Source organism: Actinomadura sp. NPDC048394 (assembly GCF_040651755.1).
Classification (GTDB): domain Bacteria; phylum Actinomycetota; class Actinomycetes; order Streptosporangiales; family Streptosporangiaceae; genus Spirillospora; species Spirillospora montaniterrae.
Map to the genome: position 1 here is coordinate 1 of NZ_JBEZJL010000143.1, position 14,601 is coordinate 14,601.

General features: G+C 73.7%; 15 protein-coding genes. 9 read left to right on the top strand and 6 right to left on the bottom strand.

Annotated features, from left to right (window positions below; translation table 11 throughout):
• Positions 1-95: 95 nt before the first annotated feature.
• The 3 genes from AB0C78_RS49510 to AB0C78_RS49520 all read right to left on the bottom strand — a co-directional run bounded on the left by AB0C78_RS49510 (position 96) and on the right by AB0C78_RS49520 (position 2,461).
• Positions 96-839 (bottom strand): hypothetical protein, encoded by a 744-nt coding sequence (locus AB0C78_RS49510; protein WP_360762413.1) that lies wholly within the window; start codon positions 837-839, stop codon positions 96-98.
• Positions 840-850: 11 nt separating this feature from the next.
• On the bottom strand, positions 851-1,411 hold the full coding sequence (locus AB0C78_RS49515) for a papain-like cysteine protease family protein (RefSeq protein ID WP_360762416.1): 561 nt from the start codon (positions 1,409-1,411) through the stop codon (positions 851-853).
• 162 nt (positions 1,412-1,573) lie between these two features.
• On the bottom strand, positions 1,574-2,461 hold the full coding sequence (locus tag AB0C78_RS49520; protein ID WP_360762419.1) for a helix-turn-helix transcriptional regulator: 888 nt from the start codon (positions 2,459-2,461) through the stop codon (positions 1,574-1,576).
• A gap of 162 nt (positions 2,462-2,623) precedes the next feature.
• Between AB0C78_RS49520 and AB0C78_RS49525 the strand changes: the two genes are divergently transcribed.
• From AB0C78_RS49525 to AB0C78_RS49535, 3 genes are all read left to right on the top strand, one after another.
• A complete protein-coding gene (locus tag AB0C78_RS49525; RefSeq protein WP_360762422.1) occupies positions 2,624-3,418 on the top strand; it encodes a metalloregulator ArsR/SmtB family transcription factor in 795 nt (264 codons plus the stop codon).
• Between the two features lie 6 nt (positions 3,419-3,424).
• The gene (locus AB0C78_RS49530) at positions 3,425-3,910 is read left to right on the top strand and encodes a DinB family protein (RefSeq protein WP_360762425.1); all 486 of its coding nucleotides are present in this window, start codon (positions 3,425-3,427) and stop codon (positions 3,908-3,910) included.
• 126 nt (positions 3,911-4,036) lie between these two features.
• Positions 4,037-6,097 carry an MMPL family transporter gene (locus tag AB0C78_RS49535; protein WP_360762428.1) on the top strand — a complete coding sequence of 687 codons (2,061 nt, stop codon included), beginning with the start codon at positions 4,037-4,039 and terminating at the stop codon, positions 6,095-6,097.
• Here AB0C78_RS49535 and AB0C78_RS49540 read toward each other — a convergent pair.
• Positions 6,086-6,679 (bottom strand): TetR/AcrR family transcriptional regulator, encoded by a 594-nt coding sequence (locus AB0C78_RS49540; protein WP_360762431.1) that lies wholly within the window; start codon positions 6,677-6,679, stop codon positions 6,086-6,088. The genes AB0C78_RS49535 and AB0C78_RS49540 overlap by 12 nt on opposite strands.
• A 53-nt stretch (positions 6,680-6,732) precedes the next feature.
• On the opposite strand from AB0C78_RS49540, the gene AB0C78_RS49545 reads away from it, so the two are divergent.
• Positions 6,733-7,422, top strand: a complete 690-nt coding sequence (locus AB0C78_RS49545) for an enoyl-CoA hydratase-related protein (protein ID WP_360762434.1) — start codon at positions 6,733-6,735, stop codon at positions 7,420-7,422.
• A gap of 27 nt (positions 7,423-7,449) precedes the next feature.
• Here the strand turns inward: AB0C78_RS49545 and AB0C78_RS49550 are convergent, their stop codons facing one another.
• Positions 7,450-8,502: a PucR family transcriptional regulator gene (locus AB0C78_RS49550; protein ID WP_360762438.1), complete on the bottom strand. Its 1,053-nt coding sequence runs from the start codon at positions 8,500-8,502 to the stop codon at positions 7,450-7,452.
• 184 nt (positions 8,503-8,686) lie between these two features.
• On the opposite strand from AB0C78_RS49550, the gene AB0C78_RS49555 reads away from it, so the two are divergent.
• Both AB0C78_RS49555 and AB0C78_RS49560 read left to right on the top strand, forming a co-directional pair.
• Positions 8,687-9,382 (top strand): SDR family oxidoreductase, encoded by a 696-nt coding sequence (locus AB0C78_RS49555; protein WP_360762441.1) that lies wholly within the window; start codon positions 8,687-8,689, stop codon positions 9,380-9,382.
• A complete protein-coding gene (locus AB0C78_RS49560) occupies positions 9,382-10,128 on the top strand; it encodes an SDR family oxidoreductase (RefSeq protein WP_360762444.1) in 747 nt (248 codons plus the stop codon). The genes AB0C78_RS49555 and AB0C78_RS49560 overlap by 1 nt, the downstream gene beginning before the upstream one ends.
• A 5-nt stretch (positions 10,129-10,133) precedes the next feature.
• On the opposite strand, the gene AB0C78_RS49565 is transcribed toward AB0C78_RS49560, so the two are convergent.
• Positions 10,134-11,804: a bis-aminopropyl spermidine synthase family protein gene (locus AB0C78_RS49565; RefSeq protein ID WP_360762448.1), complete on the bottom strand. Its 1,671-nt coding sequence runs from the start codon at positions 11,802-11,804 to the stop codon at positions 10,134-10,136.
• A gap of 75 nt (positions 11,805-11,879) precedes the next feature.
• Here AB0C78_RS49565 and AB0C78_RS49570 point away from each other — a divergent pair, with 75 nt between their 5' ends.
• The 3 genes from AB0C78_RS49570 (at position 11,880) to AB0C78_RS49580 (ending at position 14,452) form a co-directional block, all read left to right on the top strand.
• Positions 11,880-12,503 (top strand): LysE family translocator, encoded by a 624-nt coding sequence (locus AB0C78_RS49570; protein WP_360762451.1) that lies wholly within the window; start codon positions 11,880-11,882, stop codon positions 12,501-12,503.
• Between the two features lie 147 nt (positions 12,504-12,650).
• Positions 12,651-13,097 carry a hypothetical protein gene (locus AB0C78_RS49575; RefSeq protein WP_360762454.1) on the top strand — a complete coding sequence of 149 codons (447 nt, stop codon included), beginning with the start codon at positions 12,651-12,653 and terminating at the stop codon, positions 13,095-13,097.
• An 11-nt stretch (positions 13,098-13,108) separates the two neighbouring features.
• The gene (locus tag AB0C78_RS49580) at positions 13,109-14,452 is read left to right on the top strand and encodes a hypothetical protein (protein ID WP_360762456.1); all 1,344 of its coding nucleotides are present in this window, start codon (positions 13,109-13,111) and stop codon (positions 14,450-14,452) included.
• The last annotated feature ends 149 nt before the right edge of the window (positions 14,453-14,601 follow it).

Genomic DNA, 14,601 nt, shown 5'->3' on the forward strand with positions numbered 1-14,601 from the left:
GGGGGGCTGGGGCTCCACTGCCCCCCCGCCTCCCGGGGCGGGGGGGGGGGGGGGGGTCTGGTGAGACCGCGCCACCCGCCGTCGTGCGCGCCGGGTCAGCGCCGGACGAGCCGGCGAGCAGCCAGCCCGCCGCCGGCGGCCAGGACCACGCCGCCGAGGACGAGAGGCATCCGGCTTCCGCCGGAACCGTCCTTGTGCGCGGGGGCGTAGCCGCCGGCCATGCCCTGCCGGTCATAGGCCGAACCGGGCATGCGGCCGCCGTAGCGCTCGCCGACCGCCCGCCGGTAGGCGGCGAGCGAGACCGACGGCGCGCCGGCCGCCTGCCGCGCCTCGGTGTTGAGGGGTCGCACCCGGCCGTCGCGCAGCGCGTACCAGGCGTTGATCTGCGGCTCGCGGAACACCGTGCCGCCCTCGCGGGCGTAGTTCTCCTCGTCCGCACCGGACGCGATGTTGGCGAGCCGCCAGGTCCCGGCCTTCTGGACGGTCCACACCGACGCGCGCTGCCCGTCGGCCGAGACCGCCTCGGTGGCGAGGAACGACAGCCGCGCGACGGTGTCCGAGGCGCCGGTGACGAACCCCGGGTTCAGGTCGTAGACCGGCACGGTGGCGCCGGTCAGCCGGGGCGCCATCCGCTCCGCCGCGGCGGCGGTGACCTGCCCCGTCCTCCCCCGTCCGGCGAAGAAGCGGGCGAGGGTCGGGGACGCCGCGGCGGCGGCCTGCCGGGCGGCGGCCACGTCGGCGGCGCGCGGCGGGGCGGGGGCGGGGGACGCGGCGTGCGCCGGCGCCGCCGCGGCGACCACGATCGCGCCGCCGAGCACGAGGCCCGTGAACGGTGTCATGTCGCGCCTCCTCATGCGCCGATGTAGTCGAGGGAGTGGGTCCAGGAGAAGGTGTCGTTGGCGACGTAGTAGTCGTACGAGGCCCAGTTGTAGCGGTAGCTCGACGGCCAGGGATTGCCCCAATAGACCATGTCGGAACTGTCGTCGTAGCCGTACAGGACCTCCATGTGCCCGCCGCCGCTCGTCCATTGGATGCGGGCTATCACGGGCCGCCGCGCGTCTATCTCGCGCGTCACGGCCCAGTAGTAGAGGTGGCCGGTCACGTAATTACCGGGGCTGATCCCGATCTTGCGGAACGCCGTCTGGTCGTTGGCGAGCGTGGCCTGGCTGTTGGGGCAGGACGAGTTGACGGAGCGGTCGAAGGCGAGGTTGCAGAACTGGTTCTGGGTGTAGCTCTTGCCCAGGTAGGCGGCCACGGTGTTGCCGGACGCGGCCCAGCACCAGTTGGACATCTCCTGCGCCTGCATCGTGACGTCGAGCCGCAGGGCGGCCGCGTCGGCGGTGCCGGGCACGGCCGCGAGGGCGAGCGCCAGCGCGCACACGGCGGCGCGCCGGCCGGAACGTACATGCATGGGAGCGAACTCCTCCGGGGGGTGGGATTCGGGGGCCTTCGGACGTCCGCGGAACGTCAAAAGAATGGTCGACCCGCAACAAATCCGAGGCAAGACCCCCACCGCCGGAGGCATTTCAACGTATACCCGGCTATAAATTGAACGGCGTTCCCGCGGGGCGCCTCAGTCCCATTCCCAGCGGATGCCGTGCACCCCGGGCCGCACCTCCATCTCGGCCACATGAACGGCGCGCCAGTCCGACAGCCGCAGCTCCGCCACGTCCGCGGCGGGAGTCACGGTGTTCGGCTGCCAGACGCGCAGGCAGCGGGCCGGGAGGGCGTCCGGCTCGAAATGGACGTGCAGCAGGTACATGTGCACGGGGTGGCGGAACCACCGCTGGTAGAAGGTCGCCTCGGGGCCGCCGCGGCTGTAGCCGAACTCGTAGTCGACCATGTAGGTCTCGCCGCGCCGCAGCGGATGCTCGAACAGCAGCTCGGCGGCGGTGACGCCGGCCTCCGGGTCGGTGCGCACCTGGCCGAGGCGGCAGTGGGACGCCCGCCGGATGTCGGGCAGCATCTCCTTCTCGCAGTAGTAGACGGCCACGTGCCTGTCGACGCCGTCGGTGCGCGCCTGGAACACGGCCCGCGTGCGCACCGACCGCTCGTCCCGGCCGGCGCCGACGCGGACGGTCTCGTCGCAGCTCAGCCAGCGCAGCTGGCCGTCCACCGGGTTCCGGATCTGGCCGAGCAGCCGGTCGACGCTGGCGTGCACCTGGCTGACGTCGCGGTAGGACAGGGCGCCGGGCACGCTGTGGGCCCACCGGCCGCGCGGGCGGCGCGGCCCGAGCAGCGCGGTCAGGGAGCCCGCCGGGACCTCCAGGATCTCCTCGAGCGCCCGCACGGCGGACAGCGACCGGGACCGTTCCGGGCGGCACCGGCCGCGCTGCCAGTTGCTGAGGCTCGCGACGCTGACCTGGATCCCGCGTTCGGCGAGCCTGGCGTGGAGCCGCTCCAGCCCGAGTCCCCGCGCCTGGATCGCCGCGTGCAACGCGCCGTCGAACGAATCCGCCATCGCCGGATCCTCCTGATGAGATGACCCGCCCGGCGACTGGAGATCGTCAAGGGCCAGGGGTCACCAGGAACGTACTGACTCCCCGTCCAAGAGTCCAGGGAGCCCGCCGGCCCCGGGGAGGCCCTTTGACATTATGCAGGTGTTTGCCTGCATAATGGAGGGGTGAATCGGGAAGCGACGACCATGGACGCGGCCTTCAAGGCGCTGGCGGACCCCACGCGGCGGCTGCTGCTCGACCGGCTGCGCGAGCGCAACGGCCAGACGCTGGGCGAGCTGTGCGAGCGCCTGGAGATGGCGCGCCAGTCGGCGACGCAGCACCTGAACGTGCTCGTCGACGCCGGCCTCGTGACCGTGGTGCGGCGCGGCCGGCAGCGGCTGCACTACCTCAACCCGGCACCGATCCACGAGATCGAACAGCGCTGGATCGCGGAGTTCGACCGGCCGCGGCTGCAAGCGCTCAGCGCCATCCGGAGTCAAGCCGAGGAGTACGCCATGACCGAGACGTCCGTCTCCGTACCGACCTACGTGTACGTCACCTACATCCGCGCGAGCGCCGAGCAGGTTTGGCGCGCGCTGACCGACGCCGACCTGACCGCCCGCTACTGGGGGCACGCCAACGTCTCCGACTGGCAGCCGGGTTCGTCCTGGGAGCACCGGCGCACCGACGGATCAGGCGCCGTCGACGTCGTCGGGCGGGTGGTCGAGGCCGAGCCCCCGACCCGTCTCGTGATCACCTTCGAGGACCGCCCGGACGCCGAGCTGGACCGGGAACCGTCGGTGGTCACCTTCCTCGTCGAGCCGCACCAGGACATCGTCCGGCTGACCGTGACGCACGAGAACCTGCCCAACGAGGAGATGCTGAACGGGATCTCGCAGGGCTGGCCCGCCGTGCTGGCGAACCTGAAGTCGCTGCTCGAGACCGGCGACGTCCTCCCCCAGGCCCCCTGGGAGATGTGACGCCCCGTGGACACCACCCGGCTCCGAGCGGCCTACGGCGCCCTGCTCGACGCGGCCGCGACCGTGAAGGCGGGCACCGCGCCGCCGCCCGGCGAATGGACCGCCGACCAGATCCTGGCGCACGTCTCGCTCATCACGGCGACGACCCTCGCGGCCGCCTCGGCCGTCGCGTCCGGCGCCCACGCCGCGTACGACAACCGCATCGCGCTCGACACCTGGACGATCGACCGCGTCGTCGCGCTCGCGGGCGGCACCGCCGGGCTCGTCGAGCGCCTCCGGCGGCAGGCGGACGCCCTGTGCGCGCTCGGCGGGCCCGCGCTGAGCGACGCCGAACTCGACACGCCCGTGCCGGCCCGGCTGCTGTCCAACGGCGCCTGCCTGGTCGATCAGCCCCTGCCGCTGCGGGACCTCCTCGCGGGCCTCGCCGAGACGGAGCTGCCCGGCCACACGCGGCAACTCCTGGACCGGCTCCCAGCGGCCACGGGAGCCTGAGCGTCCCCGGCCTCGGCGGCGGGCGGTCCTCGACCAAGGCTTTGCCATCGGCGGCAGGTCGGCGGGCCGGTCGCGGGACGCTCCGACCATACGGTTCTGCCAGTCCCGACGTCGCTGGGAGATCGTGTGTCGTCCATCGCGCCCGGCCGCCGGCCCGCCGGCCTGGCCCGCCTCGGCTCGTTCTGCGCGCGCCACCCCCTCTGGGTGCTCGCCGCGTGGCTCGTCCTGCTGGTGGCCGCGCTCGGCGGCCGCAAGGCCGTCGGCCCCGTCTTCAGCGACCAGGTCAGCCTGCCCGGCACCCAGTCCGACACCGGCTCCGGCCTGCTCGCCGCGTCCGACCCGGCCGCCGGCCGCCCGGACGGGCTCGTGGTGCTCCACGTCGGCACCGGCACCGTGTCGGCGCACGAGCAGGCCGTCGACCAGAGCCTCGACGACCTGCGTTCGCTGCCGCACGTCGTCGGCGTCTCCACCCCGCTGACCAGCACAGACGGCCGGACGGTGTCCACCACCGTGGCATTCGACGAGCAGCTGAAGAAGCTCGGCCACGGGTACACGAAGCACCTCGACGACGCGACCGCGCCCGCCCGGGACGCCGGCGTCGGGGTCGGGTACGGCGGGGACTTCACCCAGATCGTCCGGCCGCCGGCCAACGACCTCGCGAGCGAGCTGGTCGGCATCGGCGCCGCGCTGGTCATCCTGCTCATCGCGTTCGCCAGCGTCGGCGCGGCCGTGACGCCGCTGGTCACCGCCCTGGTCGCGGTGGCCGTGGGGACGGGCGTGGTCGGCGTCGTCGCGGGCGTCATCACCTTCGCCACCGCCGCGCCGACCCTGGCGACGATGCTCGGGCTGGGCGTCGGCATCGACTACGCGCTGTTCCTGACCACCCGGTTCCGCCAGGACCTCATCGACGGGCACCCGCCGGTCGAGGCCGCCGGGCGGACCGCGGGCTCCAGCGGCCACGCCATCGCGGTCGCCGCGCTCACCGTCGCGGTTGCGCTGCTCAGCCTGTACGCGAGCGGCCTGGCGTTCATCGGGAAGCTCGGCCTGGCCGCGACGATCGCCGTCCTGATCAGCGCCGCCGCGGCGATGACCCTCGTCCCGGCCGCGCTCGGGCTGGTGGGACGGCACATCGACCGGCTCTCCGTCCGCGTTCCCGTCGCGGAGACCTCCAGCGGCCACGACGCCTGGCACCGGTACGCCGCGACGATCGAGCACCGCCCGTGGACGTTCCTCGCCGCCGGCCTCGTGCTGCCCGTCGTGTGCGCGGTGCCGGTGTTCTCCATGCGGCTCGGCCACGTCGACGCGGGCGCCGACCCGTCCGGCAGCACCACCCGCCACGCCTACGACTGGATCGCCGGCGCCGGCGGGCCAGGGTTCGGGCCGGGCGCGAACGGCCCGTTCACCGTCGTCGCGGACGTCCGGCACGCGACCGTCCCGGCGAGCCAGGTCAGCACCGATCTCTCGCGCGCGCTCCAGGGCGCGCACGGGGTCGCGTCCGCCACGCAGCCGCAGCCGAGCCCGGACGGCGCGCTCCTCGTCTCCACCGTCACGCCCACCACCGGGCCGCAGACCTCGGCGACGTCCGACCTGTTCCGCACGCTGACCGACCGGACGCTGCCCGACGCGCTGCGCGGCACCGGCGCGAAGGCCTACCTCACCGGCAGCACGGCCGCCCAGCTCGACTTCCGCGACACCGTCGCGCGGCGCCTGCCGGTCATCATCGGGATCGTGCTGGTCCTGGCGTACCTGCTGCTGATGACCGTCTTCCGCAGCGTGGTGATCCCGCTGAAGGCCGTCGCCCTGAACCTGCTCACCACCGCCGCGTCGTGGGGCGCGCTCGTCGCGGTGTTCCAGTGGGGGTGGGGGGACGCGGTGCTGGGCCTGCCCGAGGGCGTGCCGATCGAGTCCTACGTGCCGGACAACACCCGCGCCGTCGCCGGCGGGCTGGCCGTCACGGGCCGGGTCATCTCCAGCGCCGCGCTCATCATGACGGTGGTGTTCCTGTCCTTCACCGCCTCGCCGACCGTCGTGGTGAAGATGCTGGCGCTGGGCCTGGCGTTCAGCGTCATCCTCGACGCCACCGTCATCCGGCTCGTGCTGGTGCCCTCGCTCATGTTCCTGATGGGCGCGTCCAACTGGTGGATGCCGCGCCGCCTGGACCGCGTCCTCCCCCGCCTACACGCCTGACGCCGTCTCGCGTCGCGGGCGGCGGTCCCGGATCGTCCGGGCGACGATGTCGGCGGTCACGCGCAGCGGGCCGGTGTCGTGACCGGTGCGGCTCAGGATGAGCGCCCCCTCGAACGCCGCGAACACGTAGACGGCCAGGTCCTCGGCGGGTTCGATGCCCTCGGACGCGAAGCGCCGCGCCGTCGCGGCGCGCCAGCCGGCGAACACGTCCGCGCACGCGTGCCGCAGCGGCTCGCTGGTACTGGCCGCCTCCAGCGCGACGGTGGCGATCGGGCAGCCGTCGGCCCAGCCCGACGTCTCCAGGGCTTCGGCGCTCAGCCGGAACATGTCGCGGACGGCCTCGTCCGCACCTCTTTCGGTCCGCTCGTAGACGAGGTCGAACAGCCGCTGGTAGCGCGCGCCCGAATGCCCGACCGTCTCGACGCCCAGCTGCTCCTTCCCGCCGGGGAAGAAGTGATAGAGCGACCCCCACGGCGCCCCCGCCTCCGCGGTGATCTGCTTCAGCCCGGTCGCCGCGTACCCCTGCTCGCGGAACAGCCGCGCCGCCGCCTCCAGCAGCCGCGCCCGCGTGTCGGAACCCATGCGGGCAGCCTAGCCCTTGCTCTCGCTAGATCGATCTATCTAGTATCCGCGGCATGATCCGCACCGCGCGCCACGGCGACCTCCACCTGATCACCCTCGACCGTCCCGACCGCCGCAACGCCGTCGACGGCCCCATGGCCGAGGCGCTCGCCGACGCCGTCCGCGCGGCCGAACGCGACGACGCGGTCCGCGCGATCGTCCTCACCGGCGCCGGCGGCGCCTTCTGCGCCGGCAACGACCTCAAGGCCATGGCCGCGGGCGACTTCCCCATGCCCACGGTGGACGGCCCGCCGCCCATGGCGGTCACCCGCACACCCCCGGCCAAGCCCGTGATCGCGGCCGTCGAGGGCTACTGCTTCGGCGGCGGCTTCGAGCTCGCCCTCTGGGCCGACCTGCGCGTCGCGTCCACCACCGCCGAGTTCGGCACCCTCAACCTGGCCCAGGGCCTGCCCTGCCTGGACGCGGCGACCGTGCGCCTCCCCCGCCTCGTCGGCCAGGGCCGGGCGCTCGACATCCTGCTGACCGCCCGCCGCGTCCCCGCCGAGGAGGCCCTCGCCTGCGGCCTCATCGACCGGCTGACCGGTCCCGGCGAGGCCCTGGAACGGGCATTGGAGCTGGCCGCCGCGGTCGCGCGCCTGCCCGTCGAGGCGCGGAACGCCGCCCGGCGCTCCGTCCTGGAGCAGTGGTCCCTGCCGGAGGACGAAGCGGCCCGCAACGAAGCGCGCCTGGCTCTTCGCCCTTGAGGGCCCGAGCGCTCGCGGGACGGGACGTCAGCGCGCCGTCCAGATGGCGATCGCCAGCGCGGCGCGGTCCTCGAAGTCGAGCGGGTCGCGGCCCGTCAGCGCCTGGACCCGCGACAGCCGATGCCGCAGCGTGCTCGGATGCAGCGACAGCGCGCGGGCCGTGGGGCCGACCGCGCCGCCCCGGTCCAGGAACACGCGCAGCGTCTCCACCAGCCGGCCGCCGTGCATGTCGTCGTAGTCGGCGAGGGGCCGGGCGATCTGGTCGGCGAACGGGGCGAGCTGCTCCCGGTCCAGCCGGCCGAGCAGCGCCCGGAACGTCGCGAGGCCGGCGGCGTGCACGACGTCGCCGGTGCGGCGCGCCGCGTCCAGCGCGGCCCGCGCCTCCGCCAGCGACCGCGGCAGGTCCGCGAGCGGCCCGGGGCTGCCGATGCCGGCCACGTCCGTCCCGGCGTACTCGTCGCCCGTGATCAGGAGCGCGACGTCGTCGTCCAGGCCGAGGACGCCGGGCGCGCCGGACGCGTCCGGCGCGTCCGCGGCCGGCATCGCGACCGCGACCAGCAGGGCGGGGTCGAGCCCCGCCTCCTCGACCTGCGCGCACAGCGTCTCCGGCGGCGCCAGGCCGTGCTGGATCTCGTACAGGACCCGCCCGATCTCCTCCCGCTCGTCCCACTCCTCGCGGGTCGACGCGAGCCGCTCGGCGAACCACTCGGTGAACCCGAGGAACGGGATCCCCGCCGGGACCTCGACCAGCGGCAGCCCGAGCCGGTCGCAGTGCCGGCGCAGCGCGTCCGGGACGTCCTCGGTGACGTCGCCGACGCCGTAGCCGATCGCGCCCGCGCGCCCCGCCTTCACCGACGCGGCGAACGCCGCGCACGCGTCCGCGTCCCGCAGGGACGACCCGGCCGTCAGGACGACCTCGTGGCCCCGCAGGTAGGGGGCGGGATCGAGCAGCTCGGTCGAGTGCGCCGACCGGATCGGCCGGTCCAGCCCGGCCGCCCCGGCGACCAGCCGCAGCCGGAAGCGCGGGACCTCCAGGAGGTGCCGGACGGTGAGGCGCGGCATCGCGGGATCGCTGGTCACACCGTCACCATCTCACCCCGGCCCGGTGGGGCGGACAGGGTGGGCTCCCCGTCGCGGCGCGGATTCCGGTGAAGGTCACGGCAAGCCCCGCGTCCGGCCGTGCATTCGGCCAAGAAACGGCCATGACCCTTGCCACCTGGGCTAATGCCGGGTTTGCCTGGGTCTCGGGAGATGGGGAGTGCGCATGCGCGAACGAGTCGCGCTCGTGACCGGGGCGGCCGGCGGGATCGGCGGCGCGATGGTCCGCGAGCTGGCGGGACGCGGCTGGACGACGGCCGCGCTCGACCTGGGCCCGGCCCCGGACGCCGACTACGCGGTCGGCGTCGACGTCGCCGACCCGGGCCAGGTCGCCGCGGTCGTCCGCCGGATCGAGCGGGAGATGGGCCCGATCGAGGCGGCGCTGTGCGCGGCGGGGCACTACGCGATCGTCCCGGTGTCCGACATCGCCTGGGAGGACTGGAACCGCATGCTCCGCGTGCATCTGGGCGGGCTGGTGAACGTATGCCGGGCGGTGACGCCCGGGATGGCGGAGCGCGGGCACGGCGCCGTCGTCGGCGTGGCGTCGGACCTCGCCCTGGCCGGAGGCGACGCGGAGGCGCACTACGCGGCGGCGAAGGGCGCGGTGATCGGGCTCGTCCGGTCGCTGGCGGCGGAGCTCGCCCCGTCCGGGGTGCGGGTGAACGCGGTCGCCCCGGGCCCGACCGACACGCCGCTGCTGCCGCCCGACTCGCCGTGGCGCCGCCCCGCCTTCGTCCAGGCGCTGCCGACGGGACGGCTCGCGTCCGCGGAGGAGATCGCGCTCGCCGCCGCCTACCTGGTGGAGGACGGGACGTTCTGCGCCGGCGAGATCCTCTCCCCGAACTCCGGGGCGGTGATCTGATGGCCCTCGCGCTGGTCACCGGCGCCGCCGGCGGCCTCGGCTCCGCCGTCGCGCGGAGGCTCGCGTCCTGCGGGCACCTCGTCGCGCTGAACGACCGTCCCGGCCGGCCGGTCGGCGACCTCGCCGCCGAGCTGGACGGCATCGCCGCGCCCGCCGACGTGTCCGACCCCGACGCCGTCCGCGAGATGGTCGAGCACATCGAGCGCCGCACCGGCGACCACATCGGGATCCTCGTCGCGAACGCCGCGTACACCACCCTCTCCCCGTTCGCCGAGCACGACCTCGCCGACTGGTGGCGGATCGTCGACGTCAACCTCGGCGGGACGTTCGCGTGCGCGCAGGCCGTCATGCCCGGGATGGTGGAGCGCGGCGGCGGCCGGATGGTCCTCGTCTCCTCCGAATGGGGGGTGACCGGGCGGCCCGACGCGACGGCGCACTCGGCGTCCAAGGCGGGCGTCATCGCGCTCGCGAAGTCGCTCGGCCGCGAGCTCGCCCCGCTGGGCATCGCCGTGAACGCGGTCGCGCCGAACGTGATCGACGCCGGGCTGCTGGAGGTCGACGCGGTGGCCGCGGGCGTCACCGGCGAGGAGGTCCGGGCCCGGTACGCGGCGCGGGTGCCGCTCGGCCGGATCGCCGCGACGGAGGAGATCGCGGCGGCGATCGCGTTCCTCGCCGACGACCGGCTGCCCGCGCTCGTCGGCCAGATCCTGCACGTCAACGGCGGTACGACGCGCGCCCGCGCGTGATCCGGTCAGTCCGGCAGCGCCGTCACGGAGCGCCGGACCTGCTCTTCGAGGACGGCCAGCAGGTGCGCCGGAAGGTCGATCAGCGACCGTTCCAGCAGATCAGGGCGGTCGGCGGCCGACTGGATGGCCCGCCGGGCCTCGGCCTTGGTGAGCGTCCGCCCGTCCGCCTTCCGGAGAGCGATGAGGCCCTCCCGCCAGCCGTTGCCGATCTTGCCGTGTGCGCGCGCGTGGATGTAGGCGAGGACCCGCTCGGCTGCGTCCGCCGGATGGTCGTTCCGCTCGGCCAGGACGAGCGCCATACCGGACGACGGGACCCCGCGCAGCATGCGTTCCACCCGGTATCCGGGACCGGCGAGCCGCCGGAACTCGCGCTGCCCCTCCGCGTCCCGCAGGAACGGCAGGTCAGTGCGGCAGACGAGCCCGACGCGCGGCGCGTTCGCGGCCAGCAGCGCCCGCACCGCCGACGCCCCGAACCCCGGATACAGATTGATCAGCACCGTGCCGTGGCCCTGGAGGTTGCGCGGCAGCGGAGCCGCCATGAACTCGCGCAGCGACATGCGGCGTCCGGCGGCCTTCGCGGGCCAGCCGTCCCCGACCAGCAGCGGGTTCTCGGCCTTCGCGACCTCGACGATGCGCGCGGCCGCCGCGTCGTCCAGAGCACCGGTGTCCGCCTCCACTGACTGGGCGCCGTGCGTGTACATGGCGGTGCGCGGATCCTCGGCGGCGGCGCGGACGGCCCCGGCGGTCCGCTTCGTAGGACGCAGCACGTACAGGGCCGCCGCGCTGCCGATCGCCTGCGCGCCCACATACCGGTTGAAGCCCGGCAACATCGCCTCATACGCCAGATGCAGCGGATTCAACGCCTTCTGCACGGCGAGCCCGAGCGCCGGCTGCTGCTCCCCGTACCCGTACGCGAGCAGCACCCGCCCGTTCCGCTGATCCCCGAGCCCCTCCAGGCCCCGGGCGACGAACAAGCCGACGCCCTCCGGCGTGTACGGCGGATCCGTGAAGACGACCTGGCACGACTCCCGCAGCGACACCGGAAGGCCCAGCCGCAGGTCGGCGGCATGGCAGCGGACGTCCCAGCCCCGCCGCGCCGCCTCTCCATCGATGAACGCCAGCAGCCGCTCGTCGATGTCGGCCACGCTCACCCGCAGGCCCTCCGCACCGCCCGCGAGGAACAGGCCGAGCGACGTCAGGTCATGGTCGCCGACGCACAGCACGTGCGCGCCGCGCAGGTCGAAGCCGTCCAGCATGAACCGGGCCCGCTTCAGCACCGTCTCCGCGGTCGCCGGCACATGGTCCAGCGCCTGGACGGGCGGCGGCGCCGCCGCGACCAGCGCGTCCATCGCCTCCAGCGCCACGGGATCGCGCCGGGCCCGCTCCGTCCACGGATCCGGGATCTCCACCGGCTCGCCGAAGATGTCGTCGTATTCACCGACATACCGCTTCGCGATCCGCCGCCCGTCGCCCTCGGCCTCCAGATGCGGCCCCAGCGCCCGAAACACCGCCTCCACCGTCCGCCGCGACGAACCCGTCCGCGCCACGACCTCCTCGACCGTGTGGAACCCGCCGCCCGCCAGCAGCCGCCCGATCCGGTCGACGCGCCGCGCGTCGATCCCGAACCCGGCCCGCACCTCGCGGACCGCCGAACGCACCGAGTCGCCATCTGTCATGTGCCGGCCTGATCCGTTCCAACGGGGACGAGTGCGAACCGATCCTATGCAGGATCGGCGTGGCAGGATCGAGCCATGCCGATCGACCAGCACCTGCTCGCCGCGTTCCTGCTGACCTCGGTCATCGCGATGCTCGTCCCCGGCCCCGACATGCTCTTCATCCTCGGCTGCGGCATGCGCGGCGGCCCCCGCGCCGGCCTCCTCGCCACCGCCGGCGTCGCGACCAGCGAGGCCGTCCACGTCGCCGTCGCCGCCGCGGGCCTCACCGCCCTCTTCGCCGCCGTCCCGATCGCGTTCACGACCGTCCGCCTCGCCGGCGCCGCCTACCTCGTCGTCCTGGGCGTCCAGACCATCCGGCACCGAAACGACCAGGACGACGCCCCCGCCGCCCCGCCGTCGAACCGCCGCGCCTACCTCAACGGCCTGGTGACCAACCTGCTGAACCCCAAAATGGTCACCTTCACCATCGCGTTCCTCCCCCAGTTCATCGACCCGGGAATGGGCCGGGTCTGGCTCCAGTTCGCCTTCCTCGGCGCCATCCTGATCGCCCTCGAATTCCTCGTGGACGGCACCGTCGGCGTCCTCGCCGGCCGCATCGGCGCATGGCTCCGCCGCCGCCGCACCGCCCGCCGCCGCCTCGACGTCGCGACCGGCTCCCTCTTCATCGGCCTCGGCCTCCGCCTCGCCGCCAAGCCCTGACGCAAGATCCGGATGCCCGAATAAGATCACCCCGCCCCTCCGAATTGCCCGATCCCTGACACCCGGTCAAGCCGTGTGACAGAGTCGACGGGCGCGCTCGCGCGACGCCAGAAGACGGGAGCCGGAGGGGGAACCGAAATGCCGCCCGTGGATCCGAGGTCCGTCCCGCCCGGCGCCTACGGCACCTGGCCGGGCCTCAACCAGACCGGCGAACTCCGCGTCGACCGCACCCGCCTCCGAGCCATCGCCCAACGCCTCGAATCCGACCTCGAAGAACTCCTAGAAGCCACCAAGGACCTCCAGCGCGCGGTCGGCACCCCAGACGCGGCCTACGGCACCTGGGACGCGGCGCAGAGCCTCGTCCCGAGCGTCGTGAAATGCCGCTCCGTGCTGACCGACCAGCATGGTGCGTTCCTGGCGGAGACGCTGAACACCATCAAGTTGCTCCGCCGCACCGCGCAGGTCTACGACGACGCCGAATCCGAGCTCGAACGACGGGTCGCCGCCGTCCGGATCGAGCTCGAGAACACTCCCGATCCCACCGCCCCCCGGACCACGGACTCGCCGCGTCCAGGCCCGGGATCGCTGAGATAACGGAGGCCGGAGTGACGAGCGAGTACACGTACTTCATGCGTGACGGGGCCCCGAACGGGTCACCGGGCCGGTACGACCGAGCGACCATCCTTCAGTACCTGAAGTCCAGTGATCCGGGTGCCGTCACGGAAGCCGGGGAGGCCTACCTCCGCTTCGCGGCGGCTTACGAGAAGCTCACGCCGAAGCTCGCCCAGATCGGCCATGACCTGAACGACGCCTGGAACGGCACGGACGCCGCCGCCGCGCAGGAACAGCTGCGGAACCTGTGGGCGTCGAGCCATACGATCGGCGCCGCGTCCAGAGACTTCGGCACGGCCGTCGAACGCCACGGCTCCGAATACCTGGCCTGGTACAAGAACAACATGCCCCAGCCGAAGGACGACGCCGAGGCGCGTACCTGGATGCAGGGCGCGAACGAACGCATCACCGAAACCTGGAGCGCAATCCCCCCGAGCATCTCCACACCGCTTGATATGGGGAAGATCGGGCACGGGGCTCCGATCAGCACGCCGCCCTCCGGTGGTTCCGGCGGCCCCGAAACCCCGGGAAGCGGTGGCTCGGAGGGACCCGGCGCCGGTAGTGCGGGAAGCCTTCACGGAATCTCGCCCGGGCCCTCCTCCAACGGCTCGGCGGGATCCGGTTCTCCCGGAGCCGTATCTCCCACCCCGGGGCTTGGCATCCCTGGGAACCCGGCCGGCCACGGAACTCCGCCGGATCAGGTCCATCCCGGAGCACAGCCCGGCTCAATGCCGAGTTCGCCAGGAGTCGGCCATCCCGCGAATCCCGGTACAGATCTGTCAGGCGTTCACCCTCCCGGGACAGGCGACCCGAACAGCAGCGGACCTGGACTCCCGGCGGACTCTGCCTCCCCCTCCACATCGCCGCTCGCGCCAGGTGCCGGATCGCAGCGGCCGGGAGCGGGAACCATTTACCCCGGCATGCCCGGTGAGACCGGTTTGGCCCCGCTCCGCGGAGGCACAAGCCTCCCCGCCGGCGGCGCGATCGGTGTCCCTCGAGGCGGAAGCGCCCTTGGCGTTGGTGAAGAGCCGCCCATTGGCGGGCCCAGCGGAAACGGCGCCGTCGGAAACGGCCGCTTCCGAAACGGCGTGATCGGCCGGGGCACGATCAGCCCCGCCACAGCCGCGCAGGCGGAGACCTTGCAGGAATCCGCCACAGCACGCTCCGGACCTGCCGCCATGGGACCGATGACCGGTGGGGGCGGATCGGCGCAGCGGAATCGAGAGCGCGACCGCCAGTCATGGGTGGGCGAGCCTCCGGACCTGTGGGACGACGACAGCGAGGTGTCACCAAGCGTTCTGGGGGCCGCCGACAAGCGGCCGGTGGAAGGGGCCTGACCAGCGTGCAAGGCGATCGGCCGCTATACCGGCACATAGGCACTGGGGAGTCCTCGTGAGGACTTCTCACCGCGTCGCGGCGGCCGGGTGGAGCCCGGCCGATGGATGGGGGGGGGCGTGCCGCGCCGGCCGCGGGGGGACCCGGCGGC